This is a genomic window from Pseudomonadota bacterium (assembly GCA_022361155.1).
GTDB lineage: Bacteria > Myxococcota_A > Polyangia > Polyangiales > JAKSBK01 > JAKSBK01.
Genome location: JAKSBK010000384.1, coordinates 1 through 23,189, shown reverse-complemented (window position 1 = coordinate 23,189; position 23,189 = coordinate 1). Strand labels below are relative to the sequence as shown.

Genomic DNA, 23,189 nt, shown 5'->3' with positions numbered 1-23,189 from the left:
CACGCCTGTGACGGATACGTAGGTCCAGATCGGGAACGTGAAGCGGGCGATACGGCGGTGCTCGTGGGTGCGCATGCGCAGGCCCAAGTACAAGCTGCGCAGCACCATGGGTACCACGGCCAGCGCCAGCACGACGTGGCTGATCAGGATCGCGAAGTACACGTAGCGTACGCCGCCTTGCCCGCTGAAGCGCGTGTCGCCGTAGATCAGCATTCGGCTCACATAGCTTACGAGGAACAGGCTCGAAGCGCTGAACGCCGCAAGCATGAGCGCGCGATGGGACTTGACCTCCTTGCGTCGGATGGCCCGGAACCCCAACAGGAGGCACAGCGCGCTCGTGGCGTTGAGTGTTGCGTTGAGCGTGGCGAGCGCGAAGGCGCTCATGTCTTGGATCGGGTTGCGAGCATTTCGGCGTCGTAGGCAAGATGCCGCAGCCCGTCCTTGTCGCTCCGATAGAAGCCTCGAATCACGCCTCGGTGATCGACCAGCACGAAGTGGCTCCCGTGCAGGATGTTCTCCTCACCGGGCTTGGCGTCCTCGCGCCGATCGAGGGGCATCTTGAAGCCCTTGACGATCACTTCGTGCACGTGCTGTGCCGGTCCCGTTACGAAGAACCAGTTGCGTTGATCCGCCTTGTGCTTCAGTGCGAACGCCTTGAGCTTGGCGGGCGTGTCGCGTTCCGGATCGACGGAGAACGACACGAAGCGCAGCAGCCTGGTCTTCGGGTTGAGTTTCTGCTGCAACCTGGCCATGTCGGCCGTGAGCAACGGGCAGGTCGTCGGGCAGCTGGTGAAGATGAAGTTCGCTATCCACGGGTAGCCCGCAAGCGTCGCGCCGTTGACTTGGCGACCATGTTGATCGACCAGATCGAAAGCGGGCACCTTGGCTATGCGGGGCAGGCTCTGCGCGGGGTCTTTCCGGTCATCGGTGGCACCCCACCACACGCCGCCAACGAACACGACCACCAAGACCAGGCGGATCAGGGCCCTCTTACTCATGACGCAGACCTATCGTTGTGCGTAGCAGAGTCGTACCGCGCAGGCCACGTAAAGAGCAGCAACTACGGCGAGCGTGCAAGCTCAGGCCACGTCGAACGCGAGCAGCACGAAGAGCAGCGGCAGGTACAGCAGCGAGGCCAAGAAGACCCGCCTGGCCCAGCGAGCGCTTTGCTGCTGCCACAGGCCGGCTAACGTCAGGGTGAAGAAGGCCAGGCCCAACACAGCCGCACCGGACAGATACAACGTGCCTGCGGCTCCGAGCGGCACAAGCAACAGCGTGATCGGCACCAGCGCTCCCGCGTAGGCGACCGCATGCAGCACGGCAGCGCGGTCGCCCAGCGCAACCGGCAACACCTTGAGCCCGGCGCCCGCGTACTCGCTCTTGCGGTAGACGGAGATCGCAATGAAGTGCGGCAGCTGCCACAGGAACAGAATCGCGAACAGCACGAGGCCGGGGGCATCAAGCCTGCCTGTGGCGGAAGTCCATCCCATCAACGGGGGGATGGCACCGGGGATAGCGCCGACCGGCAGGGCCCAGGCGCTGCGCCGCTTGAGCGGGGTGTAGATCGCCACGTAGCTCACGAGCGCCGTGGCCGCGAGCAGGCCGGTCAGCGAGTTGGTGGCCAGCACGAGCATGGGGATGGAAACCGCCGCAAGCAGGAGTCCGAAGCCGAGGGCCGTGGCGGGCCTGAGCCGGCCTTGAGGCAGGGGACGCATGCGGGTGCGTTTCATCAAGCCATCCACGTCCCGTTCTAGCCAGCAGTTGAGCGTGTTGGCCGATCCGACCACCAGCCCGATAGCCAAGCCCGTGAGGACCGCGGCGAGGGGCGGGACGGGATCGGGGGCTAGCCACATACCGATCGCCGCGGTGGCCACTACCAGTACAGTGACGCGCGGCTTCATGAGTGCGCAAAGATCGCGGATCAGCGACGACGGGCTCTGCTCTGCGGCCAAGCTGCCAACCGACGCGCTCATGCGGAATCCAGGCTAGGGGGTGTCTTCAACATCGGACCGAGAGCCCGAGCCGCTCGAGGCTGCCCGGCGGTCACGCCACCGGGGAGCTCATGCGAAGCCCCGAGCGTGTGCGACGCGCCTGTCGCCTGCAGGGGGCCGGCTGCATGCCACAGCAACAGCACATCGGCGAACAGTAGTATCCCGAGCCCCATATGGCTTGTGACGGTTGCGATCTCCAGTGCGCTCATCACGCTGCCCATGCCAAGCACGATCTGCACGAACACGAGGCCGATCGCTAGCCTTGCAGCCACCCGTGGCAGCAGCGGTAGCCGGTCGCGCCGGTTTCTGAGCAGGTGCCAGACTGCGGCGAGCACGAGGACAGCCGCTACGACCGCCCCGGCGCGGTGCAGCATCTGGAGCTGGCCCGGGCCCCAAGGCGGCCATAGGATGCCCGCGCACAGGAGCGGGTCGGTGCCGCATGCCAATCCGGCGCCGCTGTGACGGACCAACGCTCCCAGCAGCATCTGGGCATAGAGTCCGCCGAGGGCCAGCGAAAACAAGCGCCTGCCACGATCGGCGCCGGACCCGCGCGAGGGCATGGGCACGCTCGCCGCGTACCAGCGCTCCACCCCGGGATGGGAGCGGAGCGCGATCACGAGCAGCAGCCCGAAGAAAACCAGGGCCGTTGCCATGTGGGCCGTCGAAACGAGGGTGGGAAGCCCGTTTTCCACAGTGATCTTGCCCAGGACGCCCTGGAACACCACCAGCGGTGCGGCAACGGCAGCGAGTCGGAACGGCAGCGGATTGCGGCGGCGGGCGCGCACTGTCGCGGCTAGCAGCGCGATGGTTGCGAGCCCTACTGCGGAAGCCAGCAACCGGTGCGAGTACTCGATAGCCGGCTTGCGACCCATCTCATCGGGGATCAGCTGGTCTTGCTCTGCAAAACACAGGGGCCACGCTGGGCAAGCGAGCCCCGAGTCGGTGGTGTGCACGACACCTCCGAGCAGCAATAGCGCAAACGTCAGTATTGCCGTGAGCAGCGCAAATCGGTAGACGAACATCGCTTCGCCGTCGAGGGTGCACCGACCCATGGTCGGTCGCTTCGTGCGCAACCGCCCGTTACGGCAGCACAGGTGGTGTTTATGCAAGAAGCCTGTGGGAGCGTCAAGCGTGCGGGGACGGGTCCCACCCCGCGTCGGTCACATAGGACACGGGTCCGTGGCTCATGAGTGACCTCAACATCACGCGCCTGGTCGACCATCCACGCCGCGTGCGCCGACTTCACTAACGAAAGCGACTCGTTTGTGGGGGTCGTGGCGTATCTGCTCCCCACGCCCCCGCATATTCCGGCTCGGTGGCCGCGCAGACCCAATTCTCCTACACTTGGGTGCCAATTACACTTTGCCTACTTCAGAGGAAGCCATGCCCACCGAAGACCCAGGCGGATCGAAGACTGCTCGTTTGTATAGTTTGTGGGCCCCGGCGCTGGTCGCGTTGGCCGGGATGGCCTGCGGGTCCGACGGGGGTTATTCGGGAGAGGGCGGCGGCGGTCCTGGCACGAGCAGCCCGCCGCCGATCGGCATTCCCACCGTGGGCGCTCAGGGCGTGGAGATCGTGCGGGTCGAGCTCAACCAGGCATCTGCCGCGGTGCTCGCGAAAGGGGGCAAGCCGACCCCCCAAAAGGACATCGTCGCCCCGGTGGTTGGTGGCCGCAGAGCGTTGGTGCGCGGCTACTGGAAGCTCGACACAGGCTGGAAGGAGCGTTCCATCGAGGGCATCCTGACCGTGACGCACGCGGACGGGGGCACGAAGCAGTTCAGCGACTCCAAGATGGTCAAGGAGGGCACCAAGCCGCTCGACAGCGGTTCGGTGCCCGAAGATGAAGCCTTCAACTGGAAGCTGGATGCCGCCGACGTCAAGGCCGGCATGCAGCTCACGATCGAGCTCTACGAAGGGGCCCCCGAGCCGGGCGCCCCGCCCATGCCTCCAGCGCGTTTCCCGGCCGCCGACACCTTGCCGGTCGAGGTCGACGACACCCGGTCCGAGCTCACCGTGGTCGTCCTTCCGGCCACCCTGGCCGGCAGCACGCCCGATCACGGCGCCATGGAGGCCAAGAACCTCGAGGACTACCTGTACGACATCTTCCCGGTCCAAAAAGTGAATATGGACCTGAGGGGACCAACGAAGCTGGAGGGCGTGATGATGGGCGTATCCGAAAACGCCCCCATCTGGACCGCCCTCGGCCGGATCTGCCGCAAGGACATGGCGAAGCTCGGAGTTTTCTATCAGGCGATCATCGATCGCTCGAAGACCGGATTCAGCAAGGGGGGTAGCTCCACCGGCCGCACCAGCACGCTGATGCCGTGCTCGAGGTTGGCTTTCAATCTAGGTAACTACGGTAGCTACACGAACTCCATCGACGCGAAGATGGATTCGGTGGCGCACGAGTTCGGCCACAACCACGAGCGCCCGCATATCGACTGCGGGGGCCCATCGAGCGTGGACCCGAGCTTCCCGTACAAGGACGGTTTGACCGGCCAGCAGGGGTATCGTTTGAGCCCAGGGGAGCTCATGCACAAGGACGAGTGGAAGGACTTCATGGGCTATTGCCGGCCGCGCTGGATCGCCGATTGGACCGTGGGCAAGCTGCATGAGGTGACGAAGAAGCTCACGCGCACGGCCGCACCTGGCGCCGCTGCGCCCGAGCTCGAGCTCAGCCGGCGCTCCTTCGAGGGCTACGTCAGCGTCGATCCGAACCGGATCCACGAGACCCGCACCTGGTTCGAGGTCCCAGGGGACCTGACGGAGCCGGGCGAGGTCGTCGGCGCCGACTCCTACGCCCAAGTCTGGGTAGACGGGCAGGCCAGTCCACGTCTGGCGGTGAGCGTCATCAAAGACGCGGACGAGCAGGCCGAGCGGGTCACGTTCACGCTGCCCGAAGGCACGGGCGAGGCAGAGCGAGCGACGCTCGTGCTTCACGGCGTTCGGGTCGAGATCTTTGCAACCATGATCGAGCGGTACTAGGGAGTGTCTTCAAAATACTCCCGTTGATCCCGAGGCCCTCCGTCCGCCCTCCAGGGGAAGATCCTCTCGAAAATCGCGGGGTGCAGGGGCGCCCGCGATTACGACCATGGCCAGGCAAGGTACAAACACCATGTAGGTCGTGCAACACTGGGTCGCCGTGGTCGATAACGGGATGTGGCAGTCTTGAGCGCCCAGGCGACCGGTAGCGAGGCGAGCGAGCTTGACGGCGCTCTTCGGCGTCTTGGTCTTGCCCAGTTTCGGCCGGGGCAACGCGAAGCGATCGAGCTGCTGCTCGAGCGGCGCAAGCTGCTGCTCGTGGCGCCGACCGGTGGGGGCAAGAGCCTCGTGTACCAGCTGCCGGCCACCATGTTGTCCGGCGTCAGCTTGGTGGTCTCGCCGCTGGTGGCGCTCATGCACGATCAAGTGCAATCGCTGCGCAGTCGCGGGGTGTCGTGCACCTACTTTGCCGCGACGCTTGAACCTGCTGAGATCGGCCGGCGCATGGCCCAGGTCGCTCGCGGGGGCTTCGACCTGATCTATGTGGCGCCCGAGCGTCTCGCGCTGCCTGGCTTTCGTGCCTTGCTCGCGCGTATGGATGTCGCGCTCATCGCTGTGGACGAAGCGCACTGCATTAGCGAGTGGGGACACGATTTCCGCCCCGATTATCTGCAGCTCGGCCAGTTGATCGCGAGCAAGGCTGGGGCCCGCGTTCTGGCATGCACCGCAACGGCCACGCCCGTGGTGCGCGACGAGATTGTGGCGCGGCTTGGGTTGGGCCCGGACACGCCGCAGTTGGTCCGTGGCTTCGCGCGCCCCAATCTGGCCCTGCACGCATTGGAGATCGAGGGGCCGCGCGAGCGGCCCGGGCATGTGGATGCGATGCTGCGACGCGCTCTCGGGACCCGGCCCGGCGAGCATAAGGAGCCCCCCCGGGGCCAGGGGGCTGCCATCGTCTACGCGCCCACACGCAAGCTCGCCGAGGCCGAAGCCGTGCGCCTGCAAGGGGCAGGTTACCGTTGTGCCTGCTACCACGCCGGGCTGGCAGCCGCGGAGCGCGAGTCTTGCTCGCTGGGCTTCGCACAAGGGAAGCTGGACGTGGTAGTCGCCACGAACGCCTTTGGCATGGGCATTGACCGCCCGGACGTGCGCGCCGTGATCCACCTCGCGCCACCCGGCTCGGTCGAAGCCTATTACCAGGAGGTGGGACGGGCCGGACGAGACGGCCAGCGGGCGTACGGGCTGGTGCTGATGAGCGGCCAAGACCTCCCCCTGCGGCGGCGGCTGCTGGAACTTGCTCCCGACGGACACGCTCCCGAACCCAACGTCGTCGAGCACAAGTGGAACCTGTTCCTAGAGCTCGTGCGCTGGATCGAAGGTGGCAGCTGCCGGCACGATGCTATCCTTCGCTATTTCGACGACACCAGCGAACAGCTCGCGGGCTGCGGTCTATGCGACGAGTGCCAGCGAATGACCGGCGAGTCGGAGCAAGATTCGGAAGAAGTCAGCCTGATCGTACGCAAGGTGTTGAGCGGTGTCGGACGCATCCACCACCGCTTCGGCATGGGCCTGCTGATACGTTTGCTGCGTGGTCAGCTGGACCCTCGACTGACATCGGCTGGATTGCAGCAGGTGCGCACGTTCGGCGTGCTCTCCGAGCACGGGGAGCGCTGGCTCACCAGGGTGGTACGCCGCTGCGTCACGGCAGGCTGGGTCGGCTACAGCAACCACCCCCGGCCCACGCTGTATCTGACCGCAGAGGGACGCGAGGTCATGCGCGGCTCCCGGCCAGCGCGCGTGTTGCTGCCCCCGGCCGAGAGCGTACGAGCGCGAGGGCCGGGCAAGCGCGTCCAACGCCAGCTGGGCGGGCAGCCGCTGGACAGTGTTGGGCAGCAAGTATTCGAGGCGCTCCGGCTCGAGCGCTTAAAGCTCGCGCGAGCTCAGGCGGTTCCGCCCTACGTCATAGCCAGCGACCGCACACTTCGCGATATCGCACAGCTGCGGCCTCGGACGGCAGACGAGCTTCGCCTTGCACACGGGATCGGTCAAAACCGAGCGGATCGTTACGGGGCCCGCTTCCTCGAAGCGGTCCGTAGCGTCCAGAGCTAGTAGGAAGCCGATCCATACCTATTTTGGACGGGCGCCGGCCTGCAGATGCCGCTATAGACGCGCCAGTAGTCTGCGCCTCTGATAGCATGGAGGATTCCATGGCAGCGCTGAGGACAGTGAGCGTGGGTCTGCTGCTCGCCGCCGTCGCTCTGCTCGCTCGCGCGCCTGACGCACAGGCCCAAAGCGGCTCCAGGGACGGGCAGCCACAGGTCGCTGCACAGGTTGACTCCTCGGCGGCGATGCCGGCGTTGTACCGTGTGGGGCTTGCCGTGTCGGCGGAGCGAGGGCCCGCGATCGCGCTCGGCACCGGTTATGGCCTGACGGAGCGACTGAGCGCCGGCGACGGCGTCCACCACCGCATCAAGGGAAGCGCGGCTCTGAGTTTTCCCGCGGCCCCCTGGCTGCAGCTTGGGCTACGCTTCGACGGCCGCCTCGACCGACACCAAGACGGGGATGCGGGAGCAGTCGGTGAGCCGCGTGTGCTGCTCCGTGTCAGTCAGGCTGCCTCGGACCGTTTCCACCTGGGCGCCGAGGTGGATGTGTGGCTTGTGGGAAGCAACTTCCCCTCCGTAGAGCCCGAGGCCACCACCGTAGACAGCAAGCTGCTGCTCAGCTGGCTGGTGAGCCGGTCGTTTTATCTTGGGGCACAAGGCGGCTTTCGTCTGGACTCGAGCGCCAAATCCAGGCCCGCAGGCATCCTGAGCACGAACGACTCGCTGGCGCTGGGCGTGAGCGAGTTCAACTCGGCGCTGCTCGGGCTCGGGCTGCTCTACCGGCTGGGAGCCAGCCAGTTCGTGTTCGAGCTCACGGGTGAAGTACTGGTCGGCAAGGGGGCACCCAGCGGCGAATCCCCGGCCCGCGTTACCGCAGGGTTCAGGCACGCCCTGACGGAAGCCCTGCAGCTCGAGGTCATGACCGAGGTGGGCCTGAGCGGCAGGCCCGAGCTGGAGCCCGGAAAGCCGCTCGACCCGCTCATCCCAATCGAGCCGCGGGTGGGTCTCGAGTTTGGCTTGCGCTACCGCCCTGCGCCCCCGGCGGCGCGCGTTCGGATCGCGCGCCCGCAGCCAACGCCGGCCAAGCCCGAGGTCAAAGCGCCTCGGAGACCGCAACCGCCAAAGGTCGTGGCAGTGAGCGGAACGGTGCGAGGCACGGAAGGGCAGCCGGTGGCGGGGGCTCGGATCGAGCTGGCCGTGGCTGACAAGAGCCGGCAGGTCGAAAGCGACGCCGAGGGACATTTCGAGCTTGCCCCGCTGCCCATCGGCTCGGGCACGTTGACCGTATCTGCAGACGGTTTCGAACCCTACCAAGAATCGGTTAGCCTGCAGCTGGATGCACAATCCAGTTTTCAGGTCGGGCTTGTGGCGCTTCCCCACCGCGGGCAGCTGCGGGGGTTGGTTCGCTCCTTCAAGGGTCAGGGGCTCGAGGCTTCGGTGCAGATCGAGCCGCTCGGGCTCGAGGTCCACACGAACGATGAAGGCCGATTCGAGGCCGAGGTGGAGCCTGGGGACTACCAGGTCACGGTCCGAAGCGTGGGCTATCGAACCCAACGACGTACCGCGCGCGTCGAAAAAGACGGGGTCACCATCCTGAACGTGGACCTACGCAAGAAGCGCCGAAGGGGAGGTCGGGATCGCCGGCGATGAGTCCCACATTTCAAGGCCCGCAGCCACGCCCAAGGAGCGGGCGGTCGACTACACGGTGGACCTGCGTCGCACCATCGCTGCTGCTTTTGGGCACAGTCTGTTTGTTTTCGAGCGCGTCGGGGTGCGACTGCTCGGGCGCTGAGCCGGTCGCCGAGCTGGTTGAGTTGCACAACGCGGTTGATCGCGACTGGGCGGACAAACTGAACCAATGGGAAGGGGCCGTGGTCGGCGCGACTTTTGCCCTTGGAGATGGGCTGCGCACCGGCGAACAGGCGCAGGCTAGACTGGAGTTCAGCGCGGGAGGGCAGCTTCGGGTGGGCTCGGGCAGCTTGGTCAGGTTGTCTGCGTCGGCGCCGACGGGCTCTGGAGCCTCGAACACGGGCGTCGAGATTGTGACAGGCGGCGCGGAGCTGCTCGCTGGCCCGGCCGCCATGCGTTTTCTGACCAAGATCGGACCGGCCACGGTCGCACCCAACTCCCGGGTGCGCGTGATCGGGACCGGCGGCAGCGTGCGTTACGAAGTGAGCGTGGGCAGCGCTCGGGTGGAGCTCACGCACGGCAGCACGCACGAGGTGCAGGCAGGGCAAGGTATCGAGGTGGCCATTGGCTCCGCCGAGATCGAGCGCTTCGCGCTCAACCGGGCGCAAGAGCACCCGCCGGAGCAACCCGCGCAGGAGCCTGCGTCGATCACGGCCGTGGTCAGCGGCCGAGCGGCCAGCAGCCGCGTACCAGGAGCAAGTGCGTGGCGTCGGCTGGGTCCGGGCGAGCACAACCTGGCGGAGCACAGCGAGCTTCGCGTCAAACGCCGCGGCAGTGTGAAACTGCGCAAAGGAGACGAGGCAGCCTCACTCGGGGGGGGCCGCTACGTCGTCGGAGGGGCCGAGGGAGCCCTCGTCCAGATCACTCGCGGCAAACTGAGCTTGGGACGGGCCAGCGATGGTGTGTCCATCAAGGTACCGGGTGGGGTGATCGCGACGCAGAGCGGCTCCGACAAGAGCACGAGCGCGATCCTGCGGGTGAACACGGCCCGTGACACCCGGCTTCGAGTGCAGCAGGGCACGCTGGTGGTGCGTCATGCGGGAGGAGTGCACACCGTGCGCGCCGGCCAGAGCTGGCGGCTTTCCAGTGCACAGTCGGATCGGACGTCGGATTCCGAGACGGCGGATTTGGACACACGCGGGCCGGAGCACGCCGAGGTGGCGCTGCCGGCCGGCGAGTCCGCCGCGATCCACGATCCGCGGCCGCCGCTCGATCTCGCGTTTGCCACCGCGCTCAAGTGCCCGGGCGGCGCCGAGGTGCGCGTTGCAGGACGCAGTCGTACTCGCGCCAGCGGAAAGAGCCACGTTCATGTGAAACTGCATGCCGGCACGCACGGCTATCGGGTACGCTGTCTACGAAGCGGCCGAGCCAGCGGGCGCACCGTAGCGCGTGGCCGTCTGAGGATATTGCGTGATCCGGGCACCGCCCGGCTGCCCGCGACGGCACCCGCGAGCGAGGTGGACACGGACGGACGCCGTTACACCGTGATGTATCAGAATCGGCTTCCCGCGATTCGCGTACGTTGGCCGACGGCTCCCCAGGCGGACGGCTACGAGCTCGAGGTGACTTCTTTGGGTCGCGGCACGCGCGCGTTTGCTTCCGATGGAGCCCGGCACGCCTTCAAGTCGGGCGTGCTCGGCGAGGGGCAGCATCAACTGACGTTCCGGGTCCTTGGTGGAGGCGAACGTTCCGAACCTACCACGTTGCGCATTCGCTTTGACAACGCTGCTCCTGCTGCGAGCCTCAGGGAGCCGGCCGACCGCAGTTTTGCAGCCGGTGCGACCGTGGCCATACGCGGTGTCGCGCTTGCGGGCTGGCAGGCTTCCGTGGGCGGGGCGGCGCTCGATATGGACCGCTATCACCGCTTCGAAGGCGAAGTGGAGGTGCCACGCGACGCTCGCTCGCTGATTATCCGGATCGCGCACCCAAAGCGCGGGGTGCACTACTATGTTCGGAGACCGGCGGGAGCGTCCCCTTGAACGAATCCATGTCGGAGTCCAAGTCCGAGGTCCTGGGCCGCACGGTCCTTGGGCGCTATCGCATCGTCAAGCGACTCGCGCGCGGCGGCATGGGCGTTGTCTATCTTGCTCGGACCGAAGGTGCAGCTGGCTTTGCCAAGCCCGTCGTGGTCAAGCGCATTCTAGAAGACCTGACGGGCGACGAAAACATGGCCCGAATGTTCATTCGTGAAGCGCGCATCATGGCGAACCTCGAGCACCCGGGCATCGTGAGCGTCCTCGACTTCGGACACGAAGACGGCGCGTACATGATGGTGCTGGAGTACGTGCCAGGCTACCACCTCGGGCAATGGCTCTACTACAACCGGCTCAAACGCCACCGGGTGCCTGTCGACTGGTCGTTGCACATCGTTGCGCAGATACTCGACGCGCTTCACTACGCGCACACGTTCACGCAGCCGGATGGCAAGCCAACGCCCATCGTGCACCGGGACATCTCGCCGTCCAACATCCTCCTGTCGACGGACGGGCGCGTCAAGCTGCTCGATTTCGGCATCGCGAGGATGCTCGGCGAGGCCAACGAATTCAAGACACAGGACGGTCGCTTCAAGGGCAAGCTCGCTTACACCGCACCGGAAGCTTTTGGGGGTGCTGAGCCGGAGCCCGCCAGCGACGTCTATTCGGCCGGCGTGCTGCTCTATGAGCTTATCTCCGGCAAGAATCCCTTTCGCGGCCGCGAAATGCGCGAGACCTTTCAGCGCGTGATGAACTACCAGCCGCCATCGATCCACGCCCTGCGAGACGATGCCCCGGAGGCGATCGATGAGGTGGTCAGCCGGGCGCTGCAGAAAACTCCGCGCAAGCGATTCGAAAGCGCGCACAGCTTCAGCCAGCGGCTGATCGCGCTGCGCTCAAAGCCAGCAGACGAGATAGCGGCCCGGTTGGCGGAACGCACTCGCGAGGACTTCCACGGTGACATGCCGCAAGCGTTGGGACTCGAGCCCTTGGAGGTGCGGGACCGTGCATGGCGAGGCATCGCACAGCAAGCGGATGGGCCTCGTGACCAGGCCGAGTTGGCACTTGAGGAAGAGGAAGACACGGATTCCCTGCCTGACGAGGAACAGGTGCAGGATCTGCGCGAGACTTCCGATGTACAGCGTCCCGCAACGGCACGCGGAGCAGCGACCTGGAAGTTCTTGCTGGCCGGGCTGGCGCTTGTCGGGGTGGTTGGCGCATTTGTTGTGAGCAGGAACAGACACGACCCCCAGGCCATCTACGTGGTGCAACAGCCGCATGCGGAGCAACCGGCAGCGCGGCCGGCCGAACCGAGCCAAGCGACAGCGGGGTCACCTGCAAGACCGCCGGCTCCCCCCCTGGAGCCGAGGAGAGCCCCGACCGCGAGCCCGGAGATCGCGCAGGCTCCAGGCGCGACACCATCGAAAAAGCTGGCGGTCAAGACCAAGCCGAAACGCGCAAAGCGGCGAAATCGGGGACCGAACGATCCCGATCTTCGCACGCTCTCGCGCGCGTTTCGAAAGCGCCAAACAGCAGTGGAGCAGTGCTTTCAGCGCCACGCGCAGACGCTAAGCGGACGGCCGCAGGTACGCGTGCAGTTCCAGGTTGACTCGCGAGGCCGCGTCACGCGCTCAGAGCTCGAGCCGAGCGCGCTCAACGAGACTCCCCTGGGCCGGTGCCTGCTGCTGGTGTCGCGCGGAACTCACTTTGGGCCGCAGCCGCAAGCCATCAGTTTCAGCATCCCCATTACCGCACGCCGACTGCGCTGAAACAGGTGACTTCTCACGACATGTGCCATGGTGACGCACCATCACACAGGCGTTGAAAAGCCTGCCGGGATCGGACACGCTATGATCTTGGGGTATCGGCTTGTCGATACGAGGATCGAATGCACAGTCGGGGGAAGCGACGGGAGTTTGCAGGACGATGCTGGCACTGCTCGTCGACGACGATGAGCAAAACGCTCAGTCGCTAACACTACCTCTGAAGGCTCTGGGGATCGATGTGCGGCTTGCGTCGTTCCACGACAGCGTGGAGGCCGCGGCAGGAGCTGCAGCAGATGCCATCTTGGTGAGCGACTCTTCGGGCAAGGCAAAACGCAAAGAGCTCGTGAAGCAGCTGGCTATGGCGACGCAAAGCGCCGCCTCCCCAGTGGTTTTGCTCAGCGACGATCCTTCATCCGATCCCTACGGCGGCGGGCTGACCATGGGCCCGATCGCGCGGGTCAGCTGGCGCCTGTCGCGCCACGATATGGCGCGGCGAATCCACGAAGTCCTCGCTGCACTGTCGGAGCAGCCCGGTTTCACCAGCGGCCAAGCCAAGATCGCGACCCTGGATCGGGTCATCGGCCTGTTTTGCCGCGATCGCCGCAGCGGTATCGTCTCGGTGAATGTGCCCCCGAGACCGGATCGATCCGATCGATCCCATCGAGAGGAGAGCCTGCGCCTGGCACTGCGTGCCGGCGAGCCGCTCATCACGCCGGTGACTGACTTCGTCTCGCGCGTGCGGGAGAACTTCAGCGGACACGACAGCGTGCGCTACGTGTTCGAGCAGCTGCCAAGCACGCAGCTTGGGGCGTTGGACCCCGCGCTGGTAAACCGGCCGCCGGGCTCGCTGCGTTCGCGTCGAATTCTGATCATCGACCGAGACTCGCAGCGTGCGCGCCAAGTCGCGGTGGCACTGAGGGAACGCAACGCGCAGGTGCTGACCGTGGGCGCCCAGGCTCGCGAGCTGTCGCGCGCGCAGCACCTCGATCCCGAGGTCGTGATCGTGGATCCACACGATTTCGAGGGAGCGTGCTACCAGCAATGGAGCGCGATGCGGCAGCACCCCCGCTTGCGCTGGGCGGGCCTGCTGCTGGTGCCCCACGGGCAGTTGTGGCCAGCAGGTGGCTCTCGACCGCAGGTGGACGCGCTTGCGGCCGCGATCGAATCGATGCGCGCAGGGGACCAGGACCTCATCCAACAAGGCGCGCAGGCCGGCGAATTCGGTGCCCGGCTGGAGGTGACGGGGCCGGCCCGCATGCTGCGGGCACTCGGCAACGATCGCAAGCCGCGCCACGTCACGGTGCGATCAGGAGACACCCGCGTGCAGGTGTCGCTGAATCGCGGCATGGTCACATCCGCGCTCTCCGATCAAGAGCTCGCGGCCAGCGGAACCGAGGCTCTGAGCCTGCTGCTTTCGCTGGAGGTGGGGCGCGTTGAGGTGGGCGCGAACCGCGAACCGGAGCGCAGCAACCTCATGCTGCCCATTGATGCGGCGCTGCGGCGAGCGGCTCCCAAACCTGCGCCGCGATCGCGCACGTCCACAGCCCCCGGCCGCAACAAGGCACGCGCTCGGAAGCGTGAAGTGACCGCAGAGCAGGTTGCCGCCGGCCCCGATCAGGATCCCACCGCGGTTATGCGACGGCCGCGCAGCGATCCACCGGAGCCAGCCGCTGCACGTTGGAGGGGCGGCGAAGTTCATCCTGAGCTGCGGGGCGACCAAGCCCGCAAGCCGGAGGCCTCGCTCGAGCAGCTGAGTTCGCTCGCTTCCCCACCAGGGGCGGCCCCGCCGGGCGGCCCGGCTCCCGTTCGCAAAAAGACGCTGGTTGGAGTGCCGGCTACCGTGCCGGTCAGCACGGGGGCAAGACCCGAGAGCTCCGACCTCCAGGCGGCGCCCCCCAAAGCCACCGAAGCGGATCCGGCCTTGCCTTACGCGCACCCCGCCGCCACGCTGCTCGGTATGGCTCCACCGGAGCAGGGAGCGCCCGAGGCATCGCATCCCACGAAGCACCAGGGTCCAGCCGGCGACCCGCTGGCAGAGCAGCGAGCAGTACTCGAGACCGCACACCCTGCGAGCACGTTGCCCGGCATGCCGTCGCGCGAGCCCCCGCCTGGCCCGGTCGCCCCGCCGCAGGGACCTCGACAGGCGGGCGGGCGCGCGAACCTCGGGCCCGCACCACCGCCCGTACCCGCGGTGAGCACGAACCAGGGAACGCGGCCGCCCGAACCGGTGGCCGGCCCCGACGCAACCTTGGACGTTCGTGACTCGGAGGTAGAGCTCGAGGAGCACGAGACCATCGACTGGGATCAGCACCGCATGCAGCAGATGTTGGGGAGCTTGTACGAGCAGCCCGAACCTGAAGCGGCGCCCCGGTACGGCGACAATCCCTGGGGAGCGGCCACCGAGCCACGAGCCCCGCTGGTGCAGGGCCCGGCTGCGCAGGTTGCGCCACCGGGGCCGGGACCGAGTCGGCCAGCCCAGGCTCGAGACGTGGCCGCCATGGACCCGCTCCAGCCCTTCCCCACGCCTGCGCAGCGGCTGGTTGCCCGCGCGCGCGCGCACCTCGAAGAAGCGAGCGAGCGCCTCGCCTTGCTCGTGGATCGCGTACACGAGATCGAGGCGCTGGCCAAGATGCCGCGCAGCGCAGTCGCGGCCGGCTTGGCCGTTGCCGTGGCCGCGCCGTTGTTGGTGCTGATCTTCGCCTTGTCGGGCTCCGGCCCTGACGATGCCGCCACGCAGGGGGCGCGAGCAGAGGAATCGGCTCCGGCAGCGAGCGCGACCGACCAGCCCCGCGCCGAGGAGGCGGCCGGAGCAGGGGTCGAGGAGGCGGCCGGAGCAGGAGCCGCCGAGGAGGCGGCCGGAGCAGGAGCCGCCGAGGAGGCGGCCGGAGCAGGAGCCGCCGAGGAGCTGCGAGCAGGCGCGAGTCGGGAAGCCGAGCACGAACAACCGCAGCCTGCCATCGTACGAGGAAGGAACCCGCAGGCCGCCGCTGCCAAGAGCTCGAGGTCGGCCAGCGTTACGGCCAAAGCGCGCGCAAAGCGCCGGGCGGCCCTGCTAACCACGCAGGGTCATGCCTTGCGTCGGGCCGGAAAACTGGCGGCGGCCGAGGCCAAGTACACCCGAGCGCTGCGAGCCGACCCGGATTCGGTACGGGCCACCATGGGGATGGCGCTCGCCAAGCTGAAGCGAAAGGACCGCAAGGGTTCGGTCCGCTGGGCGAAAAGGGCCGTGCGGCGTCGCAGCGGGGGCGCCACGCAGCTGCTGCTCGGCGATGCCTACCACCTCGCGGGCAACAAGAAGCTGGCGCGCCGGGCATGGAGAAAAGGCGCCCGCTTGGGGAACAAGACCGCTCGGAAACGCCTCAAGACGAAAAAGTAGCCTGTGCCGGTACTCAGTACCTCGGCACGGCGGGATCGACCTGTCGAGACCAGGCGTCGATACCGCCCGCCAGATTGTAGACGCTCCTGAAGCCCTGACTCAGCAAATACTCGGCGGCGCGCTGACTGCGACCCCCGTGGTGGCAGTAAACGACGAGCGGGGTATCCCGGTCCAGCGCTTCGATTCCCTCAAGAGAGGCGTCATCCAGCAGGGTCGCGCCGCTCAGGCTGGCCTTTGCCTGCTCTTCGGGCGTGCGCGCATCAAGCAGGCGAAACGGTTCCCGCCCGTCCATCATCTCCTTGAGATCGCGCGGCGCAAGCTGGACCACCTGTCGAGGCTCGTTGGGATTGTCGATGCGAAACCCCTCGTTCTGGCCGCTGACGTAGTCGATGCGCAGGCCGTCGGCGCACTGTGCCGCGCCGCGATCAAGCAGGACCGTGACGCCGCTCGCCTGCACGCGCAGATCCGACGGCTGTGGCTCGTCGATCGACAGCGCGTACTGAAAGTCGTTGCTGATTTCGAGCCGCAGGTCGCCCTGCTGGCCCTCGGCAGCACGACGGACCGCCTCGACCGCCGAAGCGCTCAGACTGATGGAAGGAACCTGCCCCTGCGGCGGATCGAGGCCCAGCATCTCATGCAACTCACCTGCAGCGTGCATCTCGACCACGATGTCGCGACCACCGACGAACTTCCCCTCGATGTAGAGCTGAGGGATGGTAGGCCATTGCGAGAACTCCTTGACGCCTTCGCGAAGAGCAGGGTCGCTCAGGACATTGATCGTGGTGTATTCAGAGGCGAGCTCGTCGAGGACCTGCACGACCGAACCCGAAAAGCCACACATGGGCATGTGGCGCGAGCCTTTCATGAACAGGACGATTCGGTTCTTTTCGACAAGATCTTGGATTCGCGCGCGCAGTGCCTCATCAAGGGCCATGGGTTCCTCCAGCCTTGCCGACATAGGACGAGGGACCTGGAACGTCAATCCATCGAGCGGGGCCCAGGCGCCAGGCCCTACTCGCGCTACACTAGCCCGCATCGCTGGGAAGCACGCTGGATCGGTCTGCTGCGACCCAGGAGAATGTGGGGAGTTTCGGTGTCGAGTAGCGACAGGGTCGTAAGGGCCATGACAGACGACGGTGCCTTCCGGGTGGTCGTGGCTTCCACCTCGCATACCGTGCGGTCCGCGATCCATGCGCAGCGGGCGGACGGAGCTCCAGCACGACTGCTGGGCGAGCTGCTCACCGGCTCGATACTGTTCCGAGAAACCATGGCGCCCTCGTTGCGGGTGCAGGCCATCCTGCTGGACGCCAAGGGCAAGGGCCGCTTGGTGGCCGACTCGTTTCCAGACGGCGGGACGCGTGGACTCGTCTCCGGGCTACAACAGCCGCGCGAGTTCGAGCTTGGCGCGGGGGCGACGCTCGAGCTGATGCGCACGTTGCCCAACGGCAGCCTCAACCGCGGCGTGGTGGGAGCGCCGGAACGGGGCGGCCTCTCCCGCGCGCTGATGACGTATATGCAAACCTCGGAGCAGGTTCTGTCCGCCATCGCGGTCTCCTGCGCCCTGGGCCCGGATCGGCGACCTCGTGCCGGCGGCTACGTGGTGCAGCTGCTGCCCGAGCTACCCCACGACGCGCTTACGACCATGACCGAGCGCCTGAGCACACTGGCCGACCCGGCCGAGCTTCTGAGGCAGGCTAGCGATATACGCCGATTCCTCGAGCTGCTGCTCGCCGACATGCCTTTCACGCTTCTCGACTCGAGACCCGTACGGTTCCAGTGTCACTGCAGCCACGTCCGCGTGATCGCGAGCCTGGCGATCCTTCCTCGCTCCGAGATCGAGGCCATGATAACCGAGGGCGACGTGGTCCAGGCCGCCTGCGACTACTGCGGAAAGGAGTACCGCGTCAGCCCGCAACAGCTCCTCGGCCTGCTGCAGCAAAGCTAGTTAGCGGGGATGAAACAAGACACCCCCAATAATCTGACGCAAGCTCGTGTTCTACCGCGGCCTTGATGAAGCGGCTGCGGTTCTTCTCGAGCCGATCGACGCACTTGACCAGCTCGGCGGGCAAAGTCAGCGTCACACGCTCGGAGCGCAAGGCCCCAGGGCGCGACCGCGCTCGATCGGAGCCCAGCTTCGAGCCGCGGCGACGAGTTTTGCCCTTGAGCTCCGAAGGCGACCGGGCAGCCGCTGGACGGTCTGCGCCCGGTCTGCCACAACGCGCTCGTGCACGAGAGCGGCTTGATACGCAGGCTGATCGAGATCGCTCGGGCGCAGGCGCGCGAGCGAGGCGGGGAGCTGCGAGCCGTTCACGTCAGGCTCGGTGCCCTTGCCGGCGGCACGCCGGGACATTTGCGAGAGCACTTCGCCATCGAGCTGGCCGCGTTGGGGCTTGCGGGCATCGAGCTGCACGTAGTCGCTGCGCCCGATGAGCCCACGGGCGTCGAGATCACGGGGATCGAGGTCACAGCATGCGAGGCCGCGGATCGCGCGATCCCGGAGCTTGACCGGTGACCGTACGGCGTGCCGGCTGCATTCGCGGCACGGTGCAAGGCGTGGGTCTGCGTCCCCTTGTAGCCAAGCTCGCCGCGGAGCTGTCGCTTGGCGGTCGGGTCCGCAACGCCCGGGATGGCGTGCAGATCGAGATCGAGGGCACACGGACCGACCTCGAACGCTTCGATCGCAGGCTGCGCGGCGAGCTGCCGGCCGCGGCGCGAGTCCAGGACATCCGTTGGCGCGAGGTAGCTGCAATCGGCCAGCGCGATTTCCAGATCGCGCCCAGTGACCAGACAACGCCTGTCGATCCTGTGAAGCCAGCCCCTGCTTTCGGGATCCCCCCGGACCTCGCGGTATGCGACGAGTGCATCGCCGAAGTCGACGACGAGGCCTCTCGTCGCCACAGCTACCCGTTCACCAACTGCACGGCGTGCGGCCCACGTTTCACCATCACGCGCAGCGCACCCTACGATCGCGAGCGGACCTCGATGCAGTCGTTTTCGATGTGCGGCGACTGCGCTCGCGAGTACGACGATCCACACGACCGCAGGTACCACGCGCAGCCCATCGCGTGCCCACGTTGCGGCCCCACGTTGCGGCTGCTTGCAGCGGACGCCAGCCGTTTGGGTACCGGCCGCCAGGCGCTCGAGGCCGCGGTCCGGGTGCTTCGGCGAGGCCGGATCGTGGCCCTCAAGGGCCTCGGCGGCTACCAGCTCGTGGCTCGCGCCGACGAAGAAGCCACGGTCGCGCGTTTGCGATCGCGCAAGCGGCGTCCCGGCAAGCCGCTGGCCGTGCTGGTCGCGGATCTCGAGGCGGCGCGCAGGCTCGCATACATCAATGAAGAGCAGGCTCGAGCGTTGCGCCATCGTGCCGCTCCCATCGTGCTCGCAAAGCAGCGCGGCACCGGCGTAGCCACCGCCGTGGCGCCTGGGCAGCGGCGCCTGGGCCTGATGCTGCCCGCAACGCCGCTGCACCTGTTGATCGCGCGTCAGGCCCGAGTACCGCTGATCTGTACGAGCGGCAACCTGCACGAGGAGCCGATCTGTATTGGCGACGCCGAGGCGCTCGAGCGGCTGGCTGCCGTCGCCGACGTGTTCTTGGTCCATGATCGGACCATCGTGCGGCGCGCCGACGACTCGGTGGTGCAGATCGTATGCGGACGCATGCGAACGTTGCGTGCGGCGCGCGGCCTTAGGCCGCTTTCGCTCGACTTCAACGGCGCAGAGCGACCCGTGCTCGCACTGGGCGGACACTTGAAGCAGGCTGCGGTGCTGGCCTCGAACCGACGTGCCGTACTGTGGCCGGAGACAGGCGACCTGCACACGGCACCCGCTCGCGACGCCATGGTGGCCTCCATACGTGATCTGGAGCAGTACCTGAGCATGCGCGCTGCCGTGATCGCGACGGACCTGCACCCCGACTACGCCACCAGTATCTGGGCCGAGGCGAGCGGTCGCCCCGTGGTCCGGGTGCAACACCATCACGCCCACATCGCTGCGGTGCTGGCCGAGCACCGCCACAAGGCTGCACTAGGGTTCGCGTGGGACGGCACCGGGCTCGGCCGCGACGGCCACGTCTGGGGTGGAGAGGCGATAGCGGTCGATCCCTCGGGCGCACGCCGGGTCGCGCATCTGCGCCCCTTTCCTTTGCCCGGTGCGGATGCCGCGGCGCGCGACGGGCGGCGCGCGCTCGCCGGGCTCTTCGTGAGCGCGGGCGTCACTCCGCCCGCGGCTCGGCGCGAGCTCGCCCGCTTTGCGCAAGTGGCGGCCTCGGCACGCCTAGCGCAACAAACCACGAGCGTGGGGAGGCTGTTCGATGCGGTCGCAGCACTAACCGGGGTAGCGGAACGGTCACGCTTCGAAGGCGAAGCCGCCATGGCGCTCGAAGCGCTCGCCGAGCCGAGCGCGCCACCTTATCCCTTCACGCTGGCGGGCAGCAGCATCGACTGGCGGCCGATGCTCGCCGCGATGCTGAGCGAACGTCGCGACGCCGTCCGTGTGGCGTCGCGCTTCCACGCTACCCTGGCCTCCATGGTTCTGCGAGTGAGCCAACGGCACGCCGCGGGCGTGGTGGTGCTTTCAGGCGGCTGCTTTCAAAACGAGCTGCTGCTACGCCAGTCCGTCGCGCTGCTCGATGAGCACGACGTACGCACGTTGATCGGAGAGCAGGTACCGCCGGGCGACGGGGGGCTCGCGCTCGGGCAGGCATGGGTGGCAAACTCGAGCTCCGCATGTGCCTAGCGCTGCCAGGACGGATCATCGAACGGCTCGACGGGCTCGGCGGGATGCCTTTCGCCCGCGTCCAGTTCGGCTCGATCGTGCGCCAAGTGTGCCTGGCCTACACGCCGGAAGCCGAAGTAGGTGATTATGTCATCGTGCACGTAGGTTTTGCATTGCAGCGCCTCGACGAGGAGGCGGCCGAGCGTTCGCTCGAGCTGCTACGATCGGTCGAGGCAGGAGAAGAGGATTCGTGAAGTACGTCGAGCCGTTTCGCGAACCGGAACGCGTCCGGCGCGCCGCGGCGACCTTGGCCGCCACCTGCACGCGGCCGTGGAAGATCATGGAGGTGTGCGGCGGCCAGACCCATGCCATCGCTCGCTATGCGATAGACGACTTGCTGCCCGACTCGCTGAAGCTGGTGCACGGACCGGGATGCCCGGTGTGCGTTACGCCTGTTGAGGTGATCGCACATGCGCAGCTGCTCTCGCTCAAACCCGATGTCACGCTGTGCACCTTCGGCGACATGCTGCGGGTGCCGGGCCCCGGCGGCGACCTGGTTGCGGTGCGCGCAAGAGGTGCGGACGTTCGGCTCGTGCTGTCACCGCTCGACGCCGTGGAAATCGCGCGCGCGAACCCGGAGCGCCAGGTGGTGTTTTTCGCCGTGGGCTTCGAAACCACGGCACCGAGCAGCGCGCTTTCGGTCGAGCTGGCCCGCAGACTGGAGCTTAGCAACTACAGCCTGCTGGTTGCTCATGTGCGGGTCGCGCCCGCCATGGAGCTCCTGCTCTCGGCGCCGGATAACGAGGTGCAGGGATTCCTCGCCGCCGGACACGTGTGCACCATCGAAGGCACGTCCGAGTATCCGGCCCTTGCCGCCCGCTACAGGGTTCCGATCGTGGTAACGGGCTTCGAGCCGCTCGATATCCTGCTCGGCGTGCGCGAGGTCGTTCGCCAGCTAGAGGCGGGGCAAGCGGACGTGACGAACCGCTACGAGCGCGCGGTCAAGCCCGACGGCAATCCACTGGCCCGTGCCATGGTGGATCGCGTCTTCGAGGTGGCCGACGTAGCGTGGCGGGGGCTCGGCCCGGTCAAACGAGGTGGCCTCAAGCTGCGCCGGGAGCTTGCCGACTTCGATGCGACCCGGGTGCACGGGCCCATCGCGGCTCCCATGCCGGAGCCCACCGCCTGCCGAGCCGCAGAGGTCCTCAGGGGACGCCTCGAGCCGATCGAATGCCAGGCGTTTGGCCGGCAATGCACCCCCGAGACGCCGCTTGGGGCACCGATGGTCTCGACCGAGGGTGCCTGCGCCGCGTACTTCCGGTTTCGACCCGGTGCAGCACGCGCCGGGGGCCGTCCAGCAAGAGCCGTTGCGGATCGCACGGGACTCGACCTGGCTGGCAAGGCGCGATGACGAGCCATACCGGCAGCATGTACTGTCCCACCGCGTTTTCCAGCTACGAGCACATCGTCCTCGCACACGGCGGTGGTGGCCGCGCCATGCATCGCCTGATCGACGGCTTGTTCGCCCGAGTGCTCTCGTGCCCGGACCTCGACACCGAGCATGACGGCGCCCTGCTGGACCTGGCCGGTCCCATTGCGGTCACGACCGATGCGTTCACCGTACGCCCACTCTTCTTTCCAGGCGGAGACATCGGCCGGCTCGCGGTGTGCGGCACGGTCAACGACATCGCCATGTGTGGGGCACGTCCCCGGCACCTTGCCGCTGCATTCGTGCTCGAGGAAGGCCTTGCGCTGTCGGATCTGGAATCCATCGTGCGTTCGATGGCCACGGCGGCCCGTGAAGCGGGCGTGAGCGTGGTAACGGGCGATACCAAGGTGGTCGAGCGCGGCAAAGGCGATGGCGTGTACATCACCACGACCGGACTTGGCACCCGCATTGTTCCACGGCGTGTTGGGCCACGGGCCGTGCGGGCCGGAGACTCGGTGCTCGTGAGCGGCCCCGTAGGTGACCACGGCATGGCCGTGCTCAGCGTGCGCGAGGGCCTCGAGCACGAAACGCCCCTGCAAAGCGATGTCGCGCCGGTCGTACACTCCGTAGCGGCCTTGCTCGAGGCCGATATCGAGGTGCGCTTCCTGCGTGATCCGACCCGCGGCGGCCTGGCGTCCGCGCTGTGCGAGCTCGCCAGTGCATCCGGCCTTGGCATCAGCCTGCGCGAGCACGACATCCCCATCCGCTCGCAGGTCGCCGACGCCTGCGAGCTGCTGGGTCTCGATCCCCTCTACGTCGCGAGCGAAGGCCGTTTCCTCTCGGTGGTCGCGGCCGCCGACGCCGAACGGGCGCTGATTGTCCTGCGACAGCACGGTTGCCCGCAAGCCGCCCGCATCGGCGAAATCCTGGCATCCGGACCCGGGCGCGTGATCTTGACCAATGCCATCGGCGGCGGGCGGGTGCTCGACATGCTATCCGGCGAGCAGCTACCCCGCATTTGCTAGCGCTAGGGTGCCTTGAGGCGGCTTTTCGTTGACGGATGAGTCAAGTTTTGGTTGGGTCTCAGGCGGCGAGTCGCTGCTTTTGCCATGTCTGTTCGATGGCTCTGTCGACCTGGTCGAAGGCGGTACGGAGCTTGGTATCGGTG

The 23,189-nt window shown here is 67.1% G+C and carries 17 protein-coding genes; 12 read left to right on the top strand and 5 right to left on the bottom strand.

What is annotated here, in order from left to right; all coding sequences use genetic code 11:
* The 4 genes from MJD61_14845 to MJD61_14830 form a co-directional block, all read right to left on the bottom strand.
* Window positions 1–384 (bottom strand): DUF420 domain-containing protein (locus tag MJD61_14845; GenBank protein MCG8556547.1); only part of this gene is annotated, 384 nt, incomplete at its 3' end.
* Entirely contained in the window at window positions 381–998 is a 618-nt protein-coding gene (locus tag MJD61_14840; GenBank protein MCG8556546.1) for an SCO family protein, read from the bottom strand. The genes MJD61_14845 and MJD61_14840, both read right to left, overlap by 4 nt.
* Window positions 999–1,079: 81 nt before the next feature.
* Window positions 1,080–1,973, bottom strand: a complete 894-nt coding sequence (gene cyoE, locus MJD61_14835; GenBank protein ID MCG8556545.1) for a heme o synthase — start codon at window positions 1,971–1,973, stop codon at window positions 1,080–1,082.
* The gene (locus MJD61_14830) at window positions 1,970–3,043 is read right to left on the bottom strand and encodes a COX15/CtaA family protein (GenBank protein ID MCG8556544.1); all 1,074 of its coding nucleotides are present in this window, start codon (window positions 3,041–3,043) and stop codon (window positions 1,970–1,972) included. Before MJD61_14830 ends, cyoE begins: the two co-directional genes overlap by 4 nt.
* A 331-nt stretch (window positions 3,044–3,374) precedes the next feature.
* Between MJD61_14830 and MJD61_14825 the strand changes: the two genes are divergently transcribed.
* The 6 genes from MJD61_14825 (at window position 3,375) to MJD61_14800 (ending at window position 15,879) form a co-directional block, all read left to right on the top strand.
* A complete protein-coding gene (locus MJD61_14825) occupies window positions 3,375–4,976 on the top strand; it encodes a hypothetical protein (protein MCG8556543.1) in 1,602 nt (533 codons plus the stop codon).
* Window positions 4,977–5,159: 183 nt separating this feature from the next.
* Window positions 5,160–7,082, top strand: coding sequence for an ATP-dependent DNA helicase (locus MJD61_14820; protein MCG8556542.1), 1,923 nt, complete (start codon window positions 5,160–5,162; stop codon window positions 7,080–7,082).
* A gap of 98 nt (window positions 7,083–7,180) precedes the next feature.
* On the top strand, window positions 7,181–8,725 hold the full coding sequence (locus tag MJD61_14815; GenBank protein MCG8556541.1) for a carboxypeptidase regulatory-like domain-containing protein: 1,545 nt from the start codon (window positions 7,181–7,183) through the stop codon (window positions 8,723–8,725).
* A gap of 164 nt (window positions 8,726–8,889) precedes the next feature.
* A complete protein-coding gene (locus tag MJD61_14810) occupies window positions 8,890–10,743 on the top strand; it encodes a hypothetical protein (GenBank protein MCG8556540.1) in 1,854 nt (617 codons plus the stop codon).
* Window positions 10,744–10,751: 8 nt separating this feature from the next.
* Window positions 10,752–12,506 (top strand): protein kinase, encoded by a 1,755-nt coding sequence (locus tag MJD61_14805; protein MCG8556539.1) that lies wholly within the window; start codon window positions 10,752–10,754, stop codon window positions 12,504–12,506.
* Window positions 12,507–12,663: 157 nt separating this feature from the next.
* On the top strand, window positions 12,664–15,879 hold the full coding sequence (locus tag MJD61_14800) for a hypothetical protein (protein MCG8556538.1): 3,216 nt from the start codon (window positions 12,664–12,666) through the stop codon (window positions 15,877–15,879).
* Between the two features lie 13 nt (window positions 15,880–15,892).
* On the opposite strand, the gene grxD is transcribed toward MJD61_14800, so the two are convergent.
* Complete coding sequence (gene grxD / locus MJD61_14795; GenBank protein ID MCG8556537.1) at window positions 15,893–16,813, bottom strand: Grx4 family monothiol glutaredoxin; 921 nt, start codon at window positions 16,811–16,813, stop codon at window positions 15,893–15,895.
* A gap of 189 nt (window positions 16,814–17,002) precedes the next feature.
* On the opposite strand from grxD, the gene MJD61_14790 reads away from it, so the two are divergent.
* The 6 genes from MJD61_14790 to hypE all read left to right on the top strand — a co-directional run bounded on the left by MJD61_14790 (window position 17,003) and on the right by hypE (window position 23,046).
* On the top strand, window positions 17,003–17,824 hold the full coding sequence (locus MJD61_14790) for an Hsp33 family molecular chaperone HslO (GenBank protein MCG8556536.1): 822 nt from the start codon (window positions 17,003–17,005) through the stop codon (window positions 17,822–17,824).
* A gap of 279 nt (window positions 17,825–18,103) precedes the next feature.
* Entirely contained in the window at window positions 18,104–18,391 is a 288-nt protein-coding gene (locus MJD61_14785; GenBank protein MCG8556535.1) for a hydrogenase maturation nickel metallochaperone HypA, read from the top strand.
* The gene (gene hypF, locus MJD61_14780; GenBank protein MCG8556534.1) at window positions 18,388–20,613 is read left to right on the top strand and encodes a carbamoyltransferase HypF; all 2,226 of its coding nucleotides are present in this window, start codon (window positions 18,388–18,390) and stop codon (window positions 20,611–20,613) included. The genes MJD61_14785 and hypF overlap by 4 nt, the downstream gene beginning before the upstream one ends.
* A complete protein-coding gene (locus tag MJD61_14775) occupies window positions 20,604–20,846 on the top strand; it encodes a HypC/HybG/HupF family hydrogenase formation chaperone (protein ID MCG8556533.1) in 243 nt (80 codons plus the stop codon). Before hypF ends, MJD61_14775 begins: the two co-directional genes overlap by 10 nt.
* The gene (hypD, locus tag MJD61_14770; protein MCG8556532.1) at window positions 20,843–22,003 is read left to right on the top strand and encodes a hydrogenase formation protein HypD; all 1,161 of its coding nucleotides are present in this window, start codon (window positions 20,843–20,845) and stop codon (window positions 22,001–22,003) included. The genes MJD61_14775 and hypD overlap by 4 nt, the downstream gene beginning before the upstream one ends.
* Window positions 22,000–23,046 carry a hydrogenase expression/formation protein HypE gene (gene hypE, locus MJD61_14765; protein MCG8556531.1) on the top strand — a complete coding sequence of 349 codons (1,047 nt, stop codon included), beginning with the start codon at window positions 22,000–22,002 and terminating at the stop codon, window positions 23,044–23,046. Before hypD ends, hypE begins: the two co-directional genes overlap by 4 nt.
* Window positions 23,047–23,189 lie beyond the last annotated feature (143 nt).

What these genes read in the sequence shown, in the direction of transcription:
- MJD61_14840 (MCG8556546.1), bottom strand. Translation starts at nt 998, where the DNA reads ATGAGTAAGAGGGCCCTGATCCGCCTGGTCTTGGTGGTCGTGTTCGTT.
- cyoE (MCG8556545.1), bottom strand. Translation starts at nt 1,973, where the DNA reads ATGAGCGCGTCGGTTGGCAGCTTGGCCGCAGAGCAGAGCCCGTCGTCG.
- MJD61_14830 (MCG8556544.1), bottom strand. Translation starts at nt 3,043, where the DNA reads ATGGGTCGGTGCACCCTCGACGGCGAAGCGATGTTCGTCTACCGATTT.
- MJD61_14825 (MCG8556543.1), top strand. Translation starts at nt 3,375, where the DNA reads ATGCCCACCGAAGACCCAGGCGGATCGAAGACTGCTCGTTTGTATAGT.
- MJD61_14815 (MCG8556541.1), top strand. Translation starts at nt 7,181, where the DNA reads ATGGCAGCGCTGAGGACAGTGAGCGTGGGTCTGCTGCTCGCCGCCGTC.
- MJD61_14805 (MCG8556539.1), top strand. Translation starts at nt 10,752, where the DNA reads ATGTCGGAGTCCAAGTCCGAGGTCCTGGGCCGCACGGTCCTTGGGCGC.
- MJD61_14800 (MCG8556538.1), top strand. Translation starts at nt 12,664, where the DNA reads ATGCTGGCACTGCTCGTCGACGACGATGAGCAAAACGCTCAGTCGCTA.
- grxD (MCG8556537.1), bottom strand. Translation starts at nt 16,813, where the DNA reads ATGGCCCTTGATGAGGCACTGCGCGCGCGAATCCAAGATCTTGTCGAA.
- MJD61_14790 (MCG8556536.1), top strand. Translation starts at nt 17,003, where the DNA reads ATGACAGACGACGGTGCCTTCCGGGTGGTCGTGGCTTCCACCTCGCAT.
- MJD61_14775 (MCG8556533.1), top strand. Translation starts at nt 20,604, where the DNA reads ATGTGCCTAGCGCTGCCAGGACGGATCATCGAACGGCTCGACGGGCTC.
- hypE (MCG8556531.1), top strand. Translation starts at nt 22,000, where the DNA reads ATGACGAGCCATACCGGCAGCATGTACTGTCCCACCGCGTTTTCCAGC.